Raw genomic sequence first — 16,820 nt, forward strand, 5'->3', positions numbered from 1 at the left:
TCCATAGAAGCTGGGATTATATTTTCACAATTCATTGTATCACTCAGCTCTTATAAAAAAAACTCCGAATGCTTGCGCATTCGAAGTTTTTATCTTCAGGATACTTTTCTTTCTTCCCTGTTTTCAATGTATTCATCGAAACTACAGAGTTTATCATAGAAGCTCTCTGGCGTGACCTCTATGACACGATTCGCAACAGTCTGACTGAACTGATGGTCATGACTTGAAAAGAGCAGCACGCCTTTGAAATCAATCAATCCGTTGTTCACAGCAGTGATGGATTCCAGATCCAGATGGTTCGTTGGCTGGTCCACAATCAAAAGATTCGCAGTGGAAAGCATAAGCTTTGACAGCATGCACCTTACCCTTTCTCCTCCAGAAAGAACATGAGCTTCTTTCAGAGCCTCTTCTCCTGAAAACAGCATTCTTCCGAGGAATCCTCTCAGATAACTTTCACTCTTTTCTTCTGAATACTGTCTCATCCAATCCACCAGATTCAGATGGATGTCATTGAAGTATTTACCATTGTCTCTTGGAAAATATCCCTTTGTGATGGTCACTCCATATCTGTATGAACCGCTGTCAGGCTCCATTTCACCAGCTAGAATCTTAAAGAGCGTACTTACGGAAATGTCATTTCCGGCAAATGCGATTTTATCTTCTCTGCCGACGATAAAGGAAACATTGTCCAGTACCTTTACACCATCTATGGATTTTGTCAGGTTTTCCACGATGAGAATATCATTACCAGGCTCTCTTTCCGGTTTGAATCCCACAAATGGATATCTTCTGTTTGATACAGCGATGTCATCCAGGGTGATTTTATCCAGAAGCTTCTTTCTTGAAGTTGCCTGCTTCGATTTTGACGCATTGGCAGAGAATCTGGTGATGAAGCTCTGAAGATCTCTGATCTTCTCTTCCTTCTTCTTATTGGAATCCTTCATCAACTGGGCCATCAGCTGACTTGACTCGTACCAGAAATCGTAGTTGCCCATATAGATTTTGATTTTACCATAATCCACATCACAGATATGCGTACAGATCATGTTTAGGAAATGTCTGTCATGAGATACTACAATGACGGTTCCCTCAAAATCAGCAAGATAGTTTTCTAGCCAGGTGATGGAAGGCAGATCCAGATCGTTGGTAGGCTCATCCAGAATCAGCACATCCGGCTTTCCGAATAAAGCCTGCGCCAGAAGGACTTTGATCTTTTCAGCACTTTCCAGTTCACTCAGAATTCTATCATGTTTGTCGGTATCCACGCCAAGGCCCAGCAGCAGTGATGCCGCTTCCGCTTCCGCTTCCCATCCGTTCAGTTCGGCAAATTCACCTTCAAGAATAGATGCTCTGATACCATCTTCATCGGAGAAGTCTTCTTTACTGTAGATCTCATCTTTTTCTTTCATGATCTGGTAGAGTCTGTCATTTCCCTTGATGACTGTATCGATGACCTTATCCTGGTCAAACTGGAAATGATCCTGTTTCAGCACAGACATTCTCATGTCCTTGCCTAAGGAAACATCTCCTGTATTGGGTTCTATTTCACCAGACAGTATCTTCAGAAATGTGGATTTACCTGCACCGTTGGCCCCAATTACGCCGTAACAGTTCCCAGAGGTGAACTTGATATTCACATCGTCAAAAAGTTTTCTTCCACCATATCTCAGACTTACATTGTTTACATTCAGCATTAAATTTATTCACTCCATATTAGTTTATTTTCAATCGTCAGTTCTTACATGATTTCTATCACACAAATTATGATTATACCATGAAACTCAATATAAATACATCTTCATTGCAATCTTTTTTCTTTTTTTCTTTTTTTCTTTTTTCATTTTCATTTACATTTATTCTATTTCTACTTCCCTCTCTGTAACCTGACATTCCCATAACCAGTCTTGCCTGTCAACCTGAAGAAAATCTCTTCTGATTCATCAATTTATTAATGGAATCAATCAAAAACGAACTATTCATAAATATCTGTTAAATTATTGACACGACTCATTCTTATTGATACAACGTAATTAAGAAATTTTCTGAATTTTCAACGGAGGTGAATACAAATGGAAAAGGATCTTCTTCTGATGGAATCCGTTACCCTTCCTGAAGACAAACTTTCACTGCTTGACACCTATATCCGGAGTCTCGATGATCAGGAAGGTATGCTGATCCATATTCTACATCGCGCACAGCATCTCTTCGGCTATCTGCCACCTGATCTACAGCTTTATATCGCACGTTCGATAGGCATTCCGGCCTCTAAAGTATACGGAGTCGTCAGTTTCTACTCCTATTTTACGCAGGTAAAACGGGGGGAGCACACAATCAGTGTCTGTATGGGTACGGCATGTTTCGTGAAAGGCGCAGAGCAGGTCAAAGAAGCGCTGAAAAAGGAACTTAAAATCGGTATGGATGAAACAACCATCGACGAACTGTTCACACTGAAAGAAATCAGATGCATCGGAGCGTGTGGACTGGCACCTGCTGTCATGGTCGACGATAAAGTCTATGGACACATGAATGAAGGTAATATTAAAGCTGTCACAAGCAGTTACAAGGGTGTGTGATACCTATGATAAAAGATCGGAATGAACTTCTTGAGATCAAAAAAATGCAGAATGAAATGAGGCTGCTTCGTGAGTTAGGAGGCGGCAAAGGAAAGCGCATAGAACTCCTGGTAGGTTTAGCTACATGCGGAATTGCTGCAGGCGGTAGAGAAATCTACGAAGAACTGGAATCTCTGATCAGCGATATGCACTTAAGTAATGTCGATCTCGTGAAAGTAGGCTGTATCGGTTCCTGTTATTGTGAACCCACTGTGCAGGTCAACATCCCAGGTCATGCCCCCATATACTACGGATATGTTGACCTGGAAACGGCAGGAAGAATCCTAAACGAACACGTTCTACAGGGAAAGATACTGAAGGATAAAGTGGTTCCCATGACCTTCAACAGAACAGATCCTTCCGGTGCCAAGAAAAAACAGTACCGTATTGCACTCAAAAACTGCGGTAATATCGATCCTGAAAGAATCACGGAGTATATCGCCTTTGATGGTTATGAAGCCTTAGCGAAAGTACTCACTGAAATGACACCTCTCGACGTCATTCATGTTCTGAAAGAAAGCGGTCTTCGCGGTCGTGGTGGAGGCGGTTTTCCCACCGGCCTGAAATGGCAGGCGACAAACCAGCAGAAAAACCCTCAGAAATATATGATCTGCAATGCGGATGAAGGAGATCCCGGTGCTTATATGGACCGTTCACTCCTCGAGGGAGACCCTCATAGTGTTCTGGAAGGTCTGATCATCGGAGGATACGCTACTGGTGCAAATCAGGGCATCATCTACATCAGAGCAGAATACCCTCTTGCCATCGCACGACTGAATACGGCATTGGATCAGGCAAGAGACTATGGATTTCTGGGTAAGAACATTCTGGGCAGCGGCTTTGATTTCGATATTGAAATAAGACTTGGTGCAGGCGCATTCGTGTGCGGTGAAGAAACCGCTCTGATCCACTCTGTGGAAGGAAAAAGAGGTGAACCTACTAAAAAACCTCCTTACCCTTCCGAAGAAGGATATCTTCACAAACCCACCACAGTGAACAATGTGGAAACACTGGCCAATGTCCCTGAAATCATAAACAAAGGCGCAGAATGGTTTGCTTCTATCGGAACAAGGAATTCAAAGGGAACAAAAGTGTTCGCACTGGTTGGTAAAGTGAAAAATGTAGGACTTGTGGAAGTGCCCATGGGAACCACGCTAAGAGAGATCATTTATGAAATTGGTGGGGGCATCACCGATGACAAGGCCTTTAAAGCAGTCCAGACCGGTGGTCCATCGGGCGGTGTGATTTCAGTGGATTATCTGGATACCCCTATAGAATACGAGAGTCTTCGTTCCCTGGGAACCATGATGGGTTCTGGAGGAATGATCGTCATGGATGAAGACAACTGTATGGTTGATATCGCAAAATTCTATCTCAAGTTCACCATGGATGAATCCTGCGGCAAATGCACTCCTTGTCGTATCGGAACAAAACGCCTCTACGAACTTCTGGACAGCATCACCAAAGGTACCGCTTCCCCTAATGTGCTGGAACAGCTGGACATGCTCGGGAACAACATCAGGAACTCTGCACTCTGCGGGTTGGGACAGACTGCCCCAAATCCGGTGCTCAGCACTATGAAATACTTTGAAGAAGAGTATCGGATGCATGTGGAAGAAAAGACATGCCCCACTGGGATCTGCAAAGGACTTTTCAGATACAGTGTGATCCCAGAAAAATGCGTCGGATGTACCGCCTGCAGGCGAGTATGTCCCGTAGGTTGCATTTCTGGACATCCTAAGCAGGTTCATTTCATTGATCTGAATCTCTGTATTTCGTGCGGTGCATGTTTTGATGCCTGTAAATTCAACGCGATAAAAAAGGCTTAGGTGAAGAATATGGAAAACATACTTGAAATGGTTCATATCCGAATCAACGGAACAGATCTGAGCGTTCCAAAAGGCACTACAATCCATGAAGCGGCAAAACTTGTGAATGCGGACATTCCCACCTTGTGTCACCTTAATCTTGAAGGCTTCGGAATGGTCAATAGAACAGCTTCCTGCCGCGTATGCATGGTGGAAGTAGTAGGCAGACAGGCTTTGTCTCCTTCCTGCTCTGAAATGGTGACAGAAGGAATAGAAATCATCACAGACTCCCTGAAGGCTGTCTCCGCTCGCAGACTGAATCTGGAGCTGCTGCTGTCGAATCACCCCATGGAATGCCTTACCTGCAGAAAGAATCTCCAGTGCGATCTGCAAGCCCTGGCAAAGAGACTGGGTATATACGATATCCAGTTCGTCGGAGAGAAAATGAGCCGACCTCTGGATAAAAGCTCTGCTGCACTGGTAAAAAATCCCGACAAATGCATCATGTGCAGAAGGTGTGAGACCATGTGCAATGAAGTCCAGACCTGCGGTATCCTGTCTGCAAACTCCAGAGGGTTTGATGCCTTTGTTGGTCCCGCATTTAATCTTGATATGGCTGATACATCCTGCACCTTCTGTGGTCAGTGCGTTGCCGTCTGCCCTACAGGCGCCTTATCCGAAATCAATAACATGCATAAAGTGTGGGCAGCTCTTCTGAAACATGAGAAGCATGTGGTTGTACAGGTCGCTCCTGCTGTGCGTGTCGCCATCGGAGAAATGTTTGATATGGAACCAGGATCCATCACCACAGGACAGCTGGCCACAGCCTTCCGGAGAATGGGATTCAATGGCGTATTCGATACAGACTGGGCTGCAGATCTCACCATTATCGAAGAAGCCTCGGAACTCATTCACAGAATCGAGCATGGCGGAAAACTCCCGATACTGACAAGCTGCTGTCCCGCCTGGGTTCGCTTTTTCGAATATCAGTTTCCTGACCTCCTCGATATCCCCTCTACATGCAAATCTCCCCAGATCATGATGGGTACTATGATTAAGACCTATTATGCCGAAAAAATGAACATCGCACCAGAAGACATTCTTGTGGTCTCTGTCATGCCATGCATCGCAAAAAAAGCTGAAGTGCAGAGAGAAGAACTGAGAATCGGAGAGATGAAAGATGTGGATTGGGTCATTACTACAAGAGAACTCGGCTATATGCTGAAGGAAGCAGGCATTGACTTCAGAACCTTACCAGAAGGAGAATTCGATCAGATTCTGGGAGAAAGCACAGGTGCATCCATCATTTTCGGTTCAACTGGCGGCGTCATCGAAGCTGCTGTTCGAACGGCTTATGAATGGATCACACATGAAGAACTGACAGATGTGAATTTCAGACAATTAAGAGGACTGGAAGGGATCCGTTCTGCAGAAGTACCCCTCAAGGACATGACCTTAAAGATCGGAATTGCCCACGGGCTCGGAAATGCAAGAAAAATGCTGGAAGGGATTCAGCGAGGCGAACTGGATTTTCATGCCATTGAAATCATGGCCTGCCCTGGCGGCTGCATCGGTGGGGGCGGACAGCCCTATCATCATGGGGACTTCAGTATAATTAGGAAAAGGCAGGAAGCCATATACCGTGAAGATGCAGGAAAGCCGAAACGGAAATCCCATGAAAATGAGATGGTGATGAAACTGTACCGTGAATATCTGGGAGATCCTTATGGAGAAAAGGCTCATGAACTTCTGCACACTACTTATACAGCAAAGGAAATGATCTGACACCTCCAGAAATGGCGCTGAATATGCTGCAGCGCCATTTCTTTATGAAAAACAATTATCATCAGATGTCATTCCAGAAATCACTTTGTACAATCAATCGAGTACTATGAGGCATTTTTGATGAAGATTCGGGTCCGCATTATTTGAATTGTGTGCAATTAATTATCCTCGGACTATTGAGATATCTCTCACGATGCGTTATGATATTTATGAAGATTCTTTATCGATTGAACCAACCCTTCAATCGGCATGTAAAGGTAAATGTAAACTAGGAGGCTTTTAAATTGTATAATGTAAGAGAAATATCCCCACAGATTTATTGGATCGGTGGAAATGACAGAAGACTGGAACAGTTTGAAAACCTCTTCCCGCTGACAAACGGTGTATCGTATAACTCCTGGCTGATTCTTGATGAAAAAACCGCAATCATTGATACCGTCGATGATGCGGTAACAGATCAGTATCTGGAAAACATCGAACATCTCATGCAGGGAAGAGAACTTGATTATCTTATCATCAACCATATGGAGCCGGATCACTGCGGCAATATCGAAAATCTTGTGCGCAGATATCCTAATGTGAAAGTAGTCGGAAACAAGAAGTCCTTCCAGCTGTTCAACCAGTTCTATAATATGGATATCACGGATAATCAGATGCTTGTAGGTGAAGGAGATGAAATCAGTTTAGGAAAGCATAATCTGAAAATCATCACTGCACCAATGGTGCACTGGCCAGAAGTCATGATGAACTACGAAACCACAGAAGGAATTCTGTTTGCTGCAGATGCATTTGGTACATTTGGTGCGCTTACAGGAAATCTCTTCGATGATGAAGTGGACTACAGGAATCTGTATCTAGATGAATCAAGAAGATATTATGCGAATATAGTAGGAAAGTTCGGTGCCCAGGTACAGTCGGTATTCAGAAAGATCAGCTCTTTCAAAATCAATATGATCTGCTCACTCCACGGTCCGATTTTCAGATCTGATCTGAATCTGATTCTGGATCTGTATGACAAATGGTCTAAGTATGAACCTGAAAAAGAAGGCGTGGTCATCTTCTATGGTTCCATGTATGGAAATACAGCAAACACGGCGGATGCTCTGGCGAATAAACTTGGTCAGCGTGGCGTCAAGGACATTCGTGTATATGATGTTTCCAAAACACATCCTTCCTATATCATAAGCGACATCTGGAAATACAGCCATCTGGTTGCAGCGGCTCCTACTTATAATATGGGACTGTACTATCCGATGGATAACCTGCTCCATGAAATGGCTGCATTAGGCGTCAAGAACCGTAAGGTTGCCATCATCGGCAATCACAGCTGGTCCAGTGCAGCACAGAAACTGATGACAGAGAGATTCAGCAGCATGAAGAACATGGAAATCATCGGAGAAACCTTCGACATCAAATCAAGACTCAAAGATGATGAAGAACAGAAGCTGGATGACCTGGCAGATGTGATCGCTGCATCGGTACTAGGAAATACGGAAGAATAAAAATGGGATGAAATCTTAACATTTTAAGATTTCATCCCTTCTATTTTACACTGAATCTCTTCATCCCCTGTTTCTCCCCCAGCAGAATCAGATTGTCCATCTGATTGAATCGCCCTTCCCTTATGGTGTTTTCCATGGAAGGAATATTCAGCATCAGTTCATAATCCAGATGTGCTTTCATTTCACTATAGGTCAGTTTCTGGGAAAGTATGAAGTTCAGGTTTGCAGACAGCTGATATCGGATAAACTCCTTCTCTGCCTCACTGAACATGGACAGCATCCGTGTAAGGGTCCTTGCAGCCCCAATGGAGTGAATGGTACCTATGATTCCGTGACCCGCCTCCGCAGCGCTTATGGCCGCCTTAAGGGCACTGAGTGTACGGATTTCACCGATGACGATATAATCCGGACTTTGTCGGAGCGCATCCTGTATTCCCACTTCGAAGCCCGGAAAGTCTATGCCCATTTCTCTTTGCGTGATTTCACCCTGCATTCGGCTGTACCTGTACTCCACAGGATCCTCCAGCGTTATGATGTGCGCTTTCTCGTACAGCAGAATACTCTGGGTGATGGCCGCGAGCGTGGTGGACTTCCCTGCTCCGGTTTTTCCTACAATCAGCGATAAGCCTTTTCTTTCTACGACACGTCGGGAAAGATCTTCCGGCAAGCCGAGGGTTTTCAGCGTTCTTATTTCATCACTGATCACACGCAAGGCAGCGCAGCGTTTTCCCATGGAAGAAAAGCAGTTGACGCGATAGCGACCATGATACTCGAAAGACACATCCATACCTGAAGTCCCACCCAGATACTCCTGAACATATCCTGCAGGTCTCAGAAATGAAGTGAACCGCTCCAGTTCATCTCTGCTGACAATCTGATCGCTTTCCGTGAGCTTCCCAAGGATTCTGTAGATGGCCTTCTGATCTTCCTTTAAAACCACATCTGACGCGCCCAAAAGGCGTGCTTCATCTAAAATAGATTCAATGCGTCTATCCATAGTTCCTGACTCTTCACCGCCTGGTTGAAAAGCATGCTCTCCCCATTGATCACCTGAAGTCCAGCACTTGTGCCGAATCTCAGGAAGGCCGAATGCATGGGTTCATAGTTGAGATCGTATAGGATGGTGTCATTGCTGTAGTTTCTGATGTCAATAGGCATTTCGTCAAAATTCACACTCCCAAGCTTCGTGCAGTTGATGACTAGATGATACATTGAGATATCCGAAATTTCATCCAGTGGAGTGATGGTGATGGCTTCCGGGAATTCCTTTCTTCTGGTCTCAGAGCGGAAAGCCATATGGATATTCGCCTTCATCTTTTTAAGAGCAGTGTAGACAGCCTTTGCTGCGCCACCACTGCCTAGAATCAGCACATCTTTCCCTCTCACATCCACCCTGTTGTCCTTCAGGGACTGCATGAATCCATAGACATCGGTATTGTAGCCGATTCTCCACCCGTTCTTGATGACCACGGTATTCACCGCTCCACATTCCAGCGCAGTGGAATCCAACTCATGAATATAGCTGATGATTTCCTCCTTATATGGAATCGTCACGTTGAATCCGATGATCTGGTTCACAGCAAGGGAATCAATGAATGCTCTGATTTCCTCTCTGGGCAGATCGAAGATCTCATAGGTGATATCCATTCTTTTGTTTCCAAATAATCTTTCATGAATTTCAGGTGATCTGGAGTAGCCGATCCGTCTGCCTAATAGTCCCGTTTTTCTCATATTCTTCATCCCCTCTCCTTACTCTATTATGCATCATGAACCTTAATATTAAACAAAGGGAGCTGCGCTCCCTTTGCTGTTTCTGTCTATTTCAATATTTTGCTTACATCGGGTCTGGGTAGTTCGTCAACCGGTCCCTCAGTCAGATGCTGCTTGATTGTCGATACAAGAATGTCTATAGCAACACGGTTCTTCCCACCTTCAGGTATAATGAGATCCGCATATCTTTTTGTCGGTTCAATAAACTGCAGATGCATGGGCCTTACTACGCCTAAATACTGATCTATCACAGATTCCAGTGTCCTTCCGCGGTCTCTGATGTCTCGCGTCAGCCTTCTTAGAATTCTGATATCTGCATCCGTATCCACATAAATCTTGATATCAAATAGGTTGCGGAGTCTTTCATCTTCCAGAATCAGAATCCCTTCCACGATGATGATATCCTTGGGCTCTTCCCTTACGGTTTCCTTCTTCCTGTTATGGATGGTGAAGTCATAGATCGGCATTTCAATGGCCTGCCCTTTGAGCATCATTTCCAGATGACTGATCAGAAGAGGCGTATCAAAAGCATGTGGATGGTCATAATTCGTTTTCGTTCTTTCCTCAAAGGTCATATCGCTCTGATCTTTGTAATAGGAATCCTGCATGATGATGCTGATACTTTCTTTCTTGAAGTTGCGATAGATGGACTTAGCTACAGTACTCTTTCCAGATCCTGTACCACCTGTGATTCCGATAAGTATAGGCTTTTTCATAATTGATCTTCCTTTTCTTTAATCAGTATATCATTCGGGTAAAGCTTCACGGATGAATAAGCGGTGAAATCCATGGCTGCTTTATTGGCTACTTCGATTTCAATGCCTTCTTCATCTCTGAATTCTGTCATTACTGCTTCTATTATATCATCCCCTGGTCTCATTATCTTAATTTTCTCACCGGGATAGATACGATTTTTCTGTCCGATGAGATATCTTCCGTCTCCCAGATCCTCTTTCACGATGGCTATAAGTTCATGGGTGCGAACATAGGAACTGGTACCATGGATTTCAGAATTTCCTCTGCCATAGTAAAATCCTGTATAATATTCTCTGTGACTTACCATATTCAGAATATCCAGCCACTTCTCATCATAGACAAAGTTTTCAGGATCATCAAAATAGGTGTCAATGGCCTGTCTGTAGGCTTTTACAATGGCAGCCACATAAAACTCTGATTTCATTCTGCCTTCGATCTTCAGTGACTGAAGTCCTGATGCGATCAGATCAGGAATGTGCTCGATCATGCATAGATCCTTCGAATTCATGATGTAGGTTCCACGCTCGTCTTCATTGATTTCCATATATTCCCCGGGTCTTTTCTCCTCAACGAGATAGTACTTGTATCTGCAGGGCTGTGCACAGGCACCACGATTGGCATCTCTGCCTGTCATATAGTTGGACAGAAGACATCTTCCTGAATAAGCCATGCACATGGACCCATGAACAAAGGCTTCCAGTTCCAGCTCTTCTGGTATGTTCTTTCTGATTTCCTTGATTTCCTTGAGAGAAAGTTCTCTGGCAAGAATCACTCTTGCAACACCCATCTTATGCCAGAAGGTGGCAGAGCGTGAGTTCACATTATTCGCCTGGGTGGAAAGATGGATTTCCATATCAGGGACCACTTCCCTGGCGGTCATGATGACGCCGGGGTCTGATACGATGATGGCATCCACGCCGATCTCCTGCAGATTCAGAAGATACTCATCCAGCCCCTTCATGTCACTCTCATGAGGGAAGACGTTGATGGTCACATAGACCTTTCTTCCTCGATCATGGGCATATTTCAAGCCTTCCATCATTTCCTCGTTGGTGAAATTGTCTGAGAAGGCTCTCAGATTCAGCCTGGCTCCTCCCATGTATACGGCATCCGCGCCATAGTCTATTGCTGTCTTCAGTTTATCCAGATTCCCCGCTGGGGCTAACAGTTCCGGTTTATTCATTTTATTCTTTCCTCCTGATCAGAAGCATTCCATCACTCACAGTGAGAAGAGACACCCTAAGGTCTTCTCTGCTGTGCACATAATCAAGAAACTCCTGAAGTTTTACTACATTTGTTCTGTGTTTTCTTGCCGCAGTATCATGAACCACAAGTCCCTTATATAGGACATTGTCACATAAGATGAATCCGCCCGGGTTCAGCTTAGGTAACGATAGTTCCAGGTATTCTCTGTAATGAGATTTTCCTGCATCCATAAATATGAAATCAAAGGTATCTTCTGTTTTCTGAAGATACTCCTCGCATTCTGAAAGCACCACGGAAATACGGTCTTTCATCCCATATTCTTCGATATTCTTCAGTGCAGTCTCTTTCATCCCTTCCTCTCTCTCCACAGATACGATCTCCGCACCCGAATGAAGAGCCATAACAAGGGCGGAATACCCGATGGCTGTGCCCAGCTCCAGAATCTTCTCCGGTCTATGAAGAGACACCATGAACGCCAGAAGCCTTGCTGCATCCTTCATGACGATGGGCACGTGATTCTCTTTCGCATAGTCTTCAAGGTTCTGAAGTTCCTTTATTCCACCAAACTTTTCTATATACTCCGAAACCTTCGGATATACAATTCCATCCATACAAACACCTACATATAAAATTAACCCCTGAGGGCCCGTAAAATTCCTATCCTATTATAGCCGATTTGATAAGCTTTATCAAACACAGCAGCTCCATTATTAAAAAGAAATCTGCCTTGTCTCCAAAGCAGATTGATCAAAATATTATTCTCATCTCCCATCATTTATCCAGATGAGAGCACTTATTCATCCATTTGCCCTCGAATACCCTGATGGACCTTGAAAAAATCCTTCCAGGGATCCTCCTTTTCCAGCCTCTCTTCTATGTCTCGCAGCTTGATCTGATTCGGTGTAATCTCATCAAGCTCTTCCCAGAAAATCGGCACGGATACGGGTGCTCCTTTTCTGGCTCTCAGGGAATAAGGTGCAACGGATGTGGCGCTTCTGCCATTTCTGACCCAGTCGATGAAGATCTTTCCTTTCCTCTTCTCTTTTCGCATATTGCTTGTATACTTTTCAGGCCAGCGCTCTTCCATAGCCTGAGCGCAGAGCTTCGCAAAGTCACGCACCCGATCCCAGTCAGCAGTTCGATTCACAGGCACCACCACATGATACCCCTTCCCACCACTGGTTTTCAGAAATGAAGTCAAAGACAGTTCATCCAGTATCTTCTTCATGTCACGGACCCCTTCTCTGACCTTATCCACCTTCATCCCTTCAGCAGGATCCAGATCAAAAACGATCATATCCGGAAATTCCAGCTTGTCCACAGTGCTGCCCCATATATGAAATTCCAGGGTACCCATCTGAACCGCCGACAAGACTCCCTCTTCACTTCCGATATAGACATAGTCCTCCCTGTCTCCATCCTTTTCCGTGATTTCAATTTTCTCCAGACCTTTACCGATCTGATCCAGATGCTTCTGATAAAAACACTCTCCTATACCATCCGGGCAGCGCATGATACTTAATACACGTTCTGAAACATAAGGTATCATTCTTTCTGAAACAAGATGATAATACCTCGCCACCTCTTCTTTGGTGATCTGGTCTCCATCATACATGTCCTTATCCGGACTGCTGATTCGTATTCCCTTGACCGTGATGCTCTCACGTTCTTTCTTTTTGTTTCCCCTTGTCCCTTTTCTCTGCCCATCAGCTTCATCTGGTGTAATCAGCTTCATCGGTTCTTTTCCCTTTTCACTTGCTTCTCTGGAAGCAGCCTTCTCCCTTATCACATCGAAAGGATTCTTGTCTTCTCTCAGCCCCTTGAAGCTGGCCTGTCTGAGCAGATGCTCATCCGTCCATTCCTGAAACCTGACTTCAGCAATGAGTTTCGGGGTTACCCAGAAAATCTCCTCTCCGCTTCTTTCTTCTGGGGCATCCCTGAAAGGCGGGGTTTTTCTAAGAATAGAGCTGAATTTCCCCTCCAGTTCCTTCCGCTGCTTCTGAGAAAACCCTGTTCCAGTTCTTCCCGCATAAACCAGCTCCTCCTTTTCGTAGACCCCGAGAAGCAGTGAACTGATGCCCTTGCTTCTCTTATCAGAAGACGTGTACCCCCCGATGACAAATTCCTGTCTTTTCTCGCATTTGACTTTGATCCAGTCTCCATTCCTGCTGCCCGCATAAGGCGAGTCCGCTCTTTTGCCGATGATTCCCTCCATGTCCGCTTCACAGGCAGCCTTCAGGATCTCTCCTCCTTCTCCATCAGTGTGTTCACTGTAATGAAGATGGGGATGTTCTTCTGCCAGGAGCTTTTTCAGTTCCTTCTTTCTCTTCAGAAGCTCCTGGCTTCTGTAGTCTTTCTCCCCCAGTGCCAGGAGATCAAACAGGATATAGGTGATGTTTTTACCACCGGGGTGCTTCAGATATCTCTGCAGTTTCTGAAAATCGCTTCTGCCGTTATCATCCAGAACCACGATTTCTCCATCAAGAATCATATTTCTTGTGCCGGCCATCTCCTTCAGTGCCTCTGCCACCACTGGAAACTTTTCCGTGTAGTCCTTCTGGTTTCTTGTGAGTAGCCGCACTTGCCCCCCTTCTATTTCCGCAGTGATTCGGTATCCATCATATTTCAGCTCATAGACCCATTCCCCGTTTTCAGGAACCTCTTTTTCGAGCTTCGCCAGCTGCAGGGTGTATTCCTGAAAAGGCAGTTTCTTCTCCTTAGCCTGCTTTGCAGGCCTCTTCTCCAGCGCAATCTCCTCCATGGTTCTACCGGTTCTTACACTGGTCTTGAACTGACTGATTCCGTCCTGTTCCTGAACCAGCTCATCCTTTTCCTTGATCAGCAGCCAGTTTCGGTTTTCTTCTTCCTCTTTGGCCTTCATTCTGACCAGCGTCCATTTCCCTTTCAGCCTTTCTCCGTGAAGAATCATTTTGATGGAGCCTTCTTTCAGGTTCTTCTCCATCTCTTCCTGGGGTTCCCAGTACCCCTCATCAAACAGCATCACTGTACCCCCACCATACTCCTTCTCTGGAATGGTTCCTTCGAAGTCTCTGTAGGATACGGGATGCGGCTCCACTTCCACTGCCAGCCTTCTCTCCTTCGGATTGTAGGATGGACCTTTGGGCACAGCCCAGCTCAAAAGAACGCCATCCCACTCGATGCGAAAATCATAATGAAGTCTGGACGCATCATGTTTCTGCACGACGAAACGAAGCTTTTTTCCGCTCTTTTCTTCCTTCCCTGAAGGTTCTTCTGTTTTCCTGAAATCTCTTTTCTTATTATAACTTTCCAGTTTATCTGACATCATCACTTACTCGCTTTCTTTTTATCATCATCCGGTTCAGCTGATTTCTTTCCCGTTTTCTTCTTAGCATCCGTTTTTTTCGCTTCCACCGATTTCTTAAGAAGATCCATGATATCCACCACTTTACCACTTCCAGAATCTTCCGCTTTCTCTTCTTCAGGAAGCACCTCTTTCCCTTTCATCTTGGCCTTGGCTTCGATCCTCTTCATCACCGCATCCTTATATTCATCCTCATAGTCCTCCGGTTTCCACTGCGCAGTCATGCCTTCTATGAGACTCTCCGCCAGATCCATCTCTTTTCTTGAGATCTTCACAGAATCTGGGATTTTCAGCTCGTCAGATGATCTGAGCTCATCATGAAAGCGGATCAGATTAAGCACAAGAATCTTGTCTGAACTGTAGATCGCCGCAAGATATGCTTTGGTTCTGATAACCACCCTCGCAATGGCGATCTTCCCGGTTTTTTCCATGGCTTCTCTCAGAAGCACATAAGGCTTTTCTCCACCTTTTGTCGGAGCGATGAAGTAAGGCTTTTCAAAATACATGAAATTCAGTTCCTCACGCAGTATGAAGGTTTCGATATCAACCGTCTTTGTCGCTTCCACATCAGCCTGTTCGAAATCCTCATCGGTCATGACCACGTAATCACCATCATCAAACTCGTAGGCTTTCACGATATTTTCATAAGCCACTTCTTCTCCCGTAGTTTCATTGATCCGCTGATATCGGATCTTGCCATCATCCCTCTTGTCTATGAGACTGAACTTCAGATCATTTCTCTCCTCAGCTGAATACAGACTGACAGGAATATTGACCAACCCGAAGGAAATTGCGCCTTTCCAAATGGAACGCATAAAATCACCCCTTTATATCTCCATTGTTAGCGTCATTATAGCAGATCAATTTGTACAATCTTTTACCATATTGTTTAGATTTTTACGAGATTCTTATATCTTTTTTCACCGTTCTTTATTAATCTGAATATATATTATATTTCATTATATTAATTTATATCTAAAGCGTGAGATCTGTACTCTGATCAGAGATTAGAGTTCAGATCTGGAAGATATCATCAGTATCTACACGACAGACTGTAAAAACCACTTTAATCATATTGTCTAGAGACAGCTTACGACGGCGCGTAAAATCTCGTTCTGGATTAGAGAGAAACTCATGTTTTCGTGCATTATGGTCATCAACATCAGTAAATAGCTTTTTTCGAACAACAGTGGGGAAAGTTTGTTTCGGCATGATAGCCCTCCTTCAAATCTCTATATCCAAAGGGCTTCGTCGCATTTTGATGATGATTATCAAGCTTTTTCTTGATATTTCCATTAAAAAATCAGTGTATGATTTCCATACACTGATTTTCTTAACTTAATGACATTGGCCCGTAGGCTCTTTTTTCATGGATCTATACTTCTACATACCCTTTTTCTGTAAGAATCCCCTGGACTTTCTCATCAAAATGATCAACAGGAAGTTTCTTCACTTCCATGGCGCCAAATGCCAGCAGAATTCTCTTGAATTTTCCTCTAGGAAGAAACCGGTCATAGAATCCGCCCCCATATCCTAATCTGTACCCTTCTCCTGTATAGGCGACACAGGGTATGAATGCCACATCTATTTTATCAGGTTCCAGTCTGTATAGGGTATTTTCAGGCTCCAGAATACCATGTCTTCCAGGATGAAGATCTTCCATGGAATCTATTTCACAGGCTTCCATATGACCCAATTCGATGGTTTTGGGCACAACCACCTTCTTTCCCTTGGCAAGGGCATCCTTAATGATGAGACTGGTGTCCACCTCAATCTCTGTTCCCACATAAATGAAAATCGTGCCCGCCAGGAGATAATCCTTCTGGGTGATGATTTCATTAAGCATTTTCTCGGAAGCTTCTTTCCTGTAAGCTCCATCTAAACTCTTCAGTCTTTCAATGAGCTCTTTTCTCAGCTCCTTCTTCTCCTGCCTGATTATTGGATCTACTTGTAACATGGCATCCTCCAAACGTTTTTTACTCTAGTCCTATTCTAGCATCATTATTCTGCAAATCAAAAATAAATCCTCTCATCCCGT

Annotated in this window: 15 protein-coding genes; 4 read left to right on the forward strand and 11 right to left on the reverse strand. The window is 44.4% G+C overall.

The window, feature by feature from the left end:
* Positions 1-95 precede the first annotated feature (95 nt).
* Entirely contained in the window at positions 96-1,694 is a 1,599-nt protein-coding gene (locus J3A84_RS00960; protein WP_207598125.1) for an ABC-F family ATP-binding cassette domain-containing protein, read from the reverse strand.
* 73 nt (positions 1,695-1,767) lie between these two features.
* Positions 1,768-1,896 carry a hypothetical protein gene (locus J3A84_RS15375; RefSeq protein ID WP_281069602.1) on the reverse strand — a complete coding sequence of 43 codons (129 nt, stop codon included), beginning with the start codon at positions 1,894-1,896 and terminating at the stop codon, positions 1,768-1,770.
* A 194-nt stretch (positions 1,897-2,090) separates the two neighbouring features.
* Between J3A84_RS15375 and J3A84_RS00965 the strand changes: the two genes are divergently transcribed.
* The 4 genes from J3A84_RS00965 (at position 2,091) to J3A84_RS00980 (ending at position 7,707) form a co-directional block, all read left to right on the forward strand.
* A complete protein-coding gene (locus J3A84_RS00965; protein WP_207598488.1) occupies positions 2,091-2,573 on the forward strand; it encodes a complex I 24 kDa subunit family protein in 483 nt (160 codons plus the stop codon).
* Between the two features lie 44 nt (positions 2,574-2,617).
* Positions 2,618-4,441, forward strand: coding sequence for an NADH-ubiquinone oxidoreductase-F iron-sulfur binding region domain-containing protein (locus J3A84_RS00970; protein ID WP_483434092.1), 1,824 nt, complete (start codon positions 2,618-2,620; stop codon positions 4,439-4,441).
* Positions 4,442-4,450: 9 nt separating this feature from the next.
* Complete coding sequence (locus J3A84_RS00975; RefSeq protein WP_242693916.1) at positions 4,451-6,205, forward strand: NADH-dependent [FeFe] hydrogenase, group A6; 1,755 nt, start codon at positions 4,451-4,453, stop codon at positions 6,203-6,205.
* A 284-nt stretch (positions 6,206-6,489) separates the two neighbouring features.
* Positions 6,490-7,707, forward strand: a complete 1,218-nt coding sequence (locus J3A84_RS00980) for an FprA family A-type flavoprotein (RefSeq protein WP_207598127.1) — start codon at positions 6,490-6,492, stop codon at positions 7,705-7,707.
* Between the two features lie 40 nt (positions 7,708-7,747).
* Here J3A84_RS00980 and J3A84_RS00985 read toward each other — a convergent pair whose 3' ends face one another.
* The 9 genes from J3A84_RS00985 to J3A84_RS01025 all read right to left on the reverse strand — a co-directional run bounded on the left by J3A84_RS00985 (position 7,748) and on the right by J3A84_RS01025 (position 16,739).
* The gene (locus tag J3A84_RS00985; RefSeq protein ID WP_207598128.1) at positions 7,748-8,704 is read right to left on the reverse strand and encodes a type IV pilus twitching motility protein PilT; all 957 of its coding nucleotides are present in this window, start codon (positions 8,702-8,704) and stop codon (positions 7,748-7,750) included.
* Positions 8,677-9,447, reverse strand: a complete 771-nt coding sequence (locus J3A84_RS00990) for a shikimate dehydrogenase family protein (RefSeq protein WP_207598129.1) — start codon at positions 9,445-9,447, stop codon at positions 8,677-8,679. Before J3A84_RS00990 ends, J3A84_RS00985 begins: the two co-directional genes overlap by 28 nt.
* Before the next feature lie 77 nt (positions 9,448-9,524).
* A complete protein-coding gene (udk, locus tag J3A84_RS00995) occupies positions 9,525-10,193 on the reverse strand; it encodes a uridine kinase (RefSeq protein WP_207598130.1) in 669 nt (222 codons plus the stop codon).
* Positions 10,190-11,416, reverse strand: a complete 1,227-nt coding sequence (locus J3A84_RS01000) for a peptidase U32 family protein (protein ID WP_207598131.1) — start codon at positions 11,414-11,416, stop codon at positions 10,190-10,192. The genes udk and J3A84_RS01000 overlap by 4 nt, the downstream gene beginning before the upstream one ends.
* A gap of 1 nt (position 11,417) precedes the next feature.
* Positions 11,418-12,050, reverse strand: a complete 633-nt coding sequence (locus tag J3A84_RS01005) for an O-methyltransferase (RefSeq protein WP_207598132.1) — start codon at positions 12,048-12,050, stop codon at positions 11,418-11,420.
* A 182-nt stretch (positions 12,051-12,232) separates the two neighbouring features.
* Positions 12,233-14,743, reverse strand: coding sequence for a DNA ligase D (ligD, locus tag J3A84_RS01010; RefSeq protein ID WP_207598133.1), 2,511 nt, complete (start codon positions 14,741-14,743; stop codon positions 12,233-12,235).
* Positions 14,744-14,745: 2 nt separating this feature from the next.
* Complete coding sequence (ku, locus tag J3A84_RS01015) at positions 14,746-15,597, reverse strand: non-homologous end joining protein Ku (RefSeq protein WP_207598134.1); 852 nt, start codon at positions 15,595-15,597, stop codon at positions 14,746-14,748.
* A gap of 199 nt (positions 15,598-15,796) precedes the next feature.
* The gene (locus tag J3A84_RS01020; RefSeq protein ID WP_207598135.1) at positions 15,797-15,994 is read right to left on the reverse strand and encodes a hypothetical protein; all 198 of its coding nucleotides are present in this window, start codon (positions 15,992-15,994) and stop codon (positions 15,797-15,799) included.
* 163 nt (positions 15,995-16,157) lie between these two features.
* On the reverse strand, positions 16,158-16,739 hold the full coding sequence (locus J3A84_RS01025; RefSeq protein ID WP_207598136.1) for a 5-formyltetrahydrofolate cyclo-ligase: 582 nt from the start codon (positions 16,737-16,739) through the stop codon (positions 16,158-16,160).
* Positions 16,740-16,820 lie beyond the last annotated feature (81 nt).

Source organism: Proteiniclasticum aestuarii (genome assembly GCF_017368455.1).
GTDB lineage: Bacteria > Bacillota > Clostridia > Clostridiales > Clostridiaceae > Proteiniclasticum > Proteiniclasticum aestuarii.

Bases quoted from the DNA above. Each gene is read 5' to 3' on its own strand.
- J3A84_RS00960 (WP_207598125.1), bottom strand. From the start codon at position 1,694: ATGCTGAATGTAAACAATGTAAGTCTGAGATATGGTGGAAGAAAACTT.
- J3A84_RS15375 (WP_281069602.1), bottom strand. From the start codon at position 1,896: ATGGGAATGTCAGGTTACAGAGAGGGAAGTAGAAATAGAATAAATGTA.
- J3A84_RS00965 (WP_207598488.1), top strand. From the start codon at position 2,091: ATGGAATCCGTTACCCTTCCTGAAGACAAACTTTCACTGCTTGACACC.
- J3A84_RS00970 (WP_483434092.1), top strand. From the start codon at position 2,618: ATGCAGAATGAAATGAGGCTGCTTCGTGAGTTAGGAGGCGGCAAAGGA.
- J3A84_RS00975 (WP_242693916.1), top strand. From the start codon at position 4,451: ATGGAAAACATACTTGAAATGGTTCATATCCGAATCAACGGAACAGAT.
- J3A84_RS00985 (WP_207598128.1), bottom strand. From the start codon at position 8,704: ATGGATAGACGCATTGAATCTATTTTAGATGAAGCACGCCTTTTGGGC.
- J3A84_RS00990 (WP_207598129.1), bottom strand. From the start codon at position 9,447: ATGAAGAATATGAGAAAAACGGGACTATTAGGCAGACGGATCGGCTAC.
- udk (WP_207598130.1), bottom strand. From the start codon at position 10,193: ATGAAAAAGCCTATACTTATCGGAATCACAGGTGGTACAGGATCTGGA.
- J3A84_RS01000 (WP_207598131.1), bottom strand. From the start codon at position 11,416: ATGAATAAACCGGAACTGTTAGCCCCAGCGGGGAATCTGGATAAACTG.
- J3A84_RS01005 (WP_207598132.1), bottom strand. From the start codon at position 12,050: ATGGATGGAATTGTATATCCGAAGGTTTCGGAGTATATAGAAAAGTTT.
- ligD (WP_207598133.1), bottom strand. From the start codon at position 14,743: ATGTCAGATAAACTGGAAAGTTATAATAAGAAAAGAGATTTCAGGAAA.
- ku (WP_207598134.1), bottom strand. From the start codon at position 15,597: ATGCGTTCCATTTGGAAAGGCGCAATTTCCTTCGGGTTGGTCAATATT.
- J3A84_RS01020 (WP_207598135.1), bottom strand. From the start codon at position 15,994: ATGCCGAAACAAACTTTCCCCACTGTTGTTCGAAAAAAGCTATTTACT.
- J3A84_RS01025 (WP_207598136.1), bottom strand. From the start codon at position 16,739: ATGTTACAAGTAGATCCAATAATCAGGCAGGAGAAGAAGGAGCTGAGA.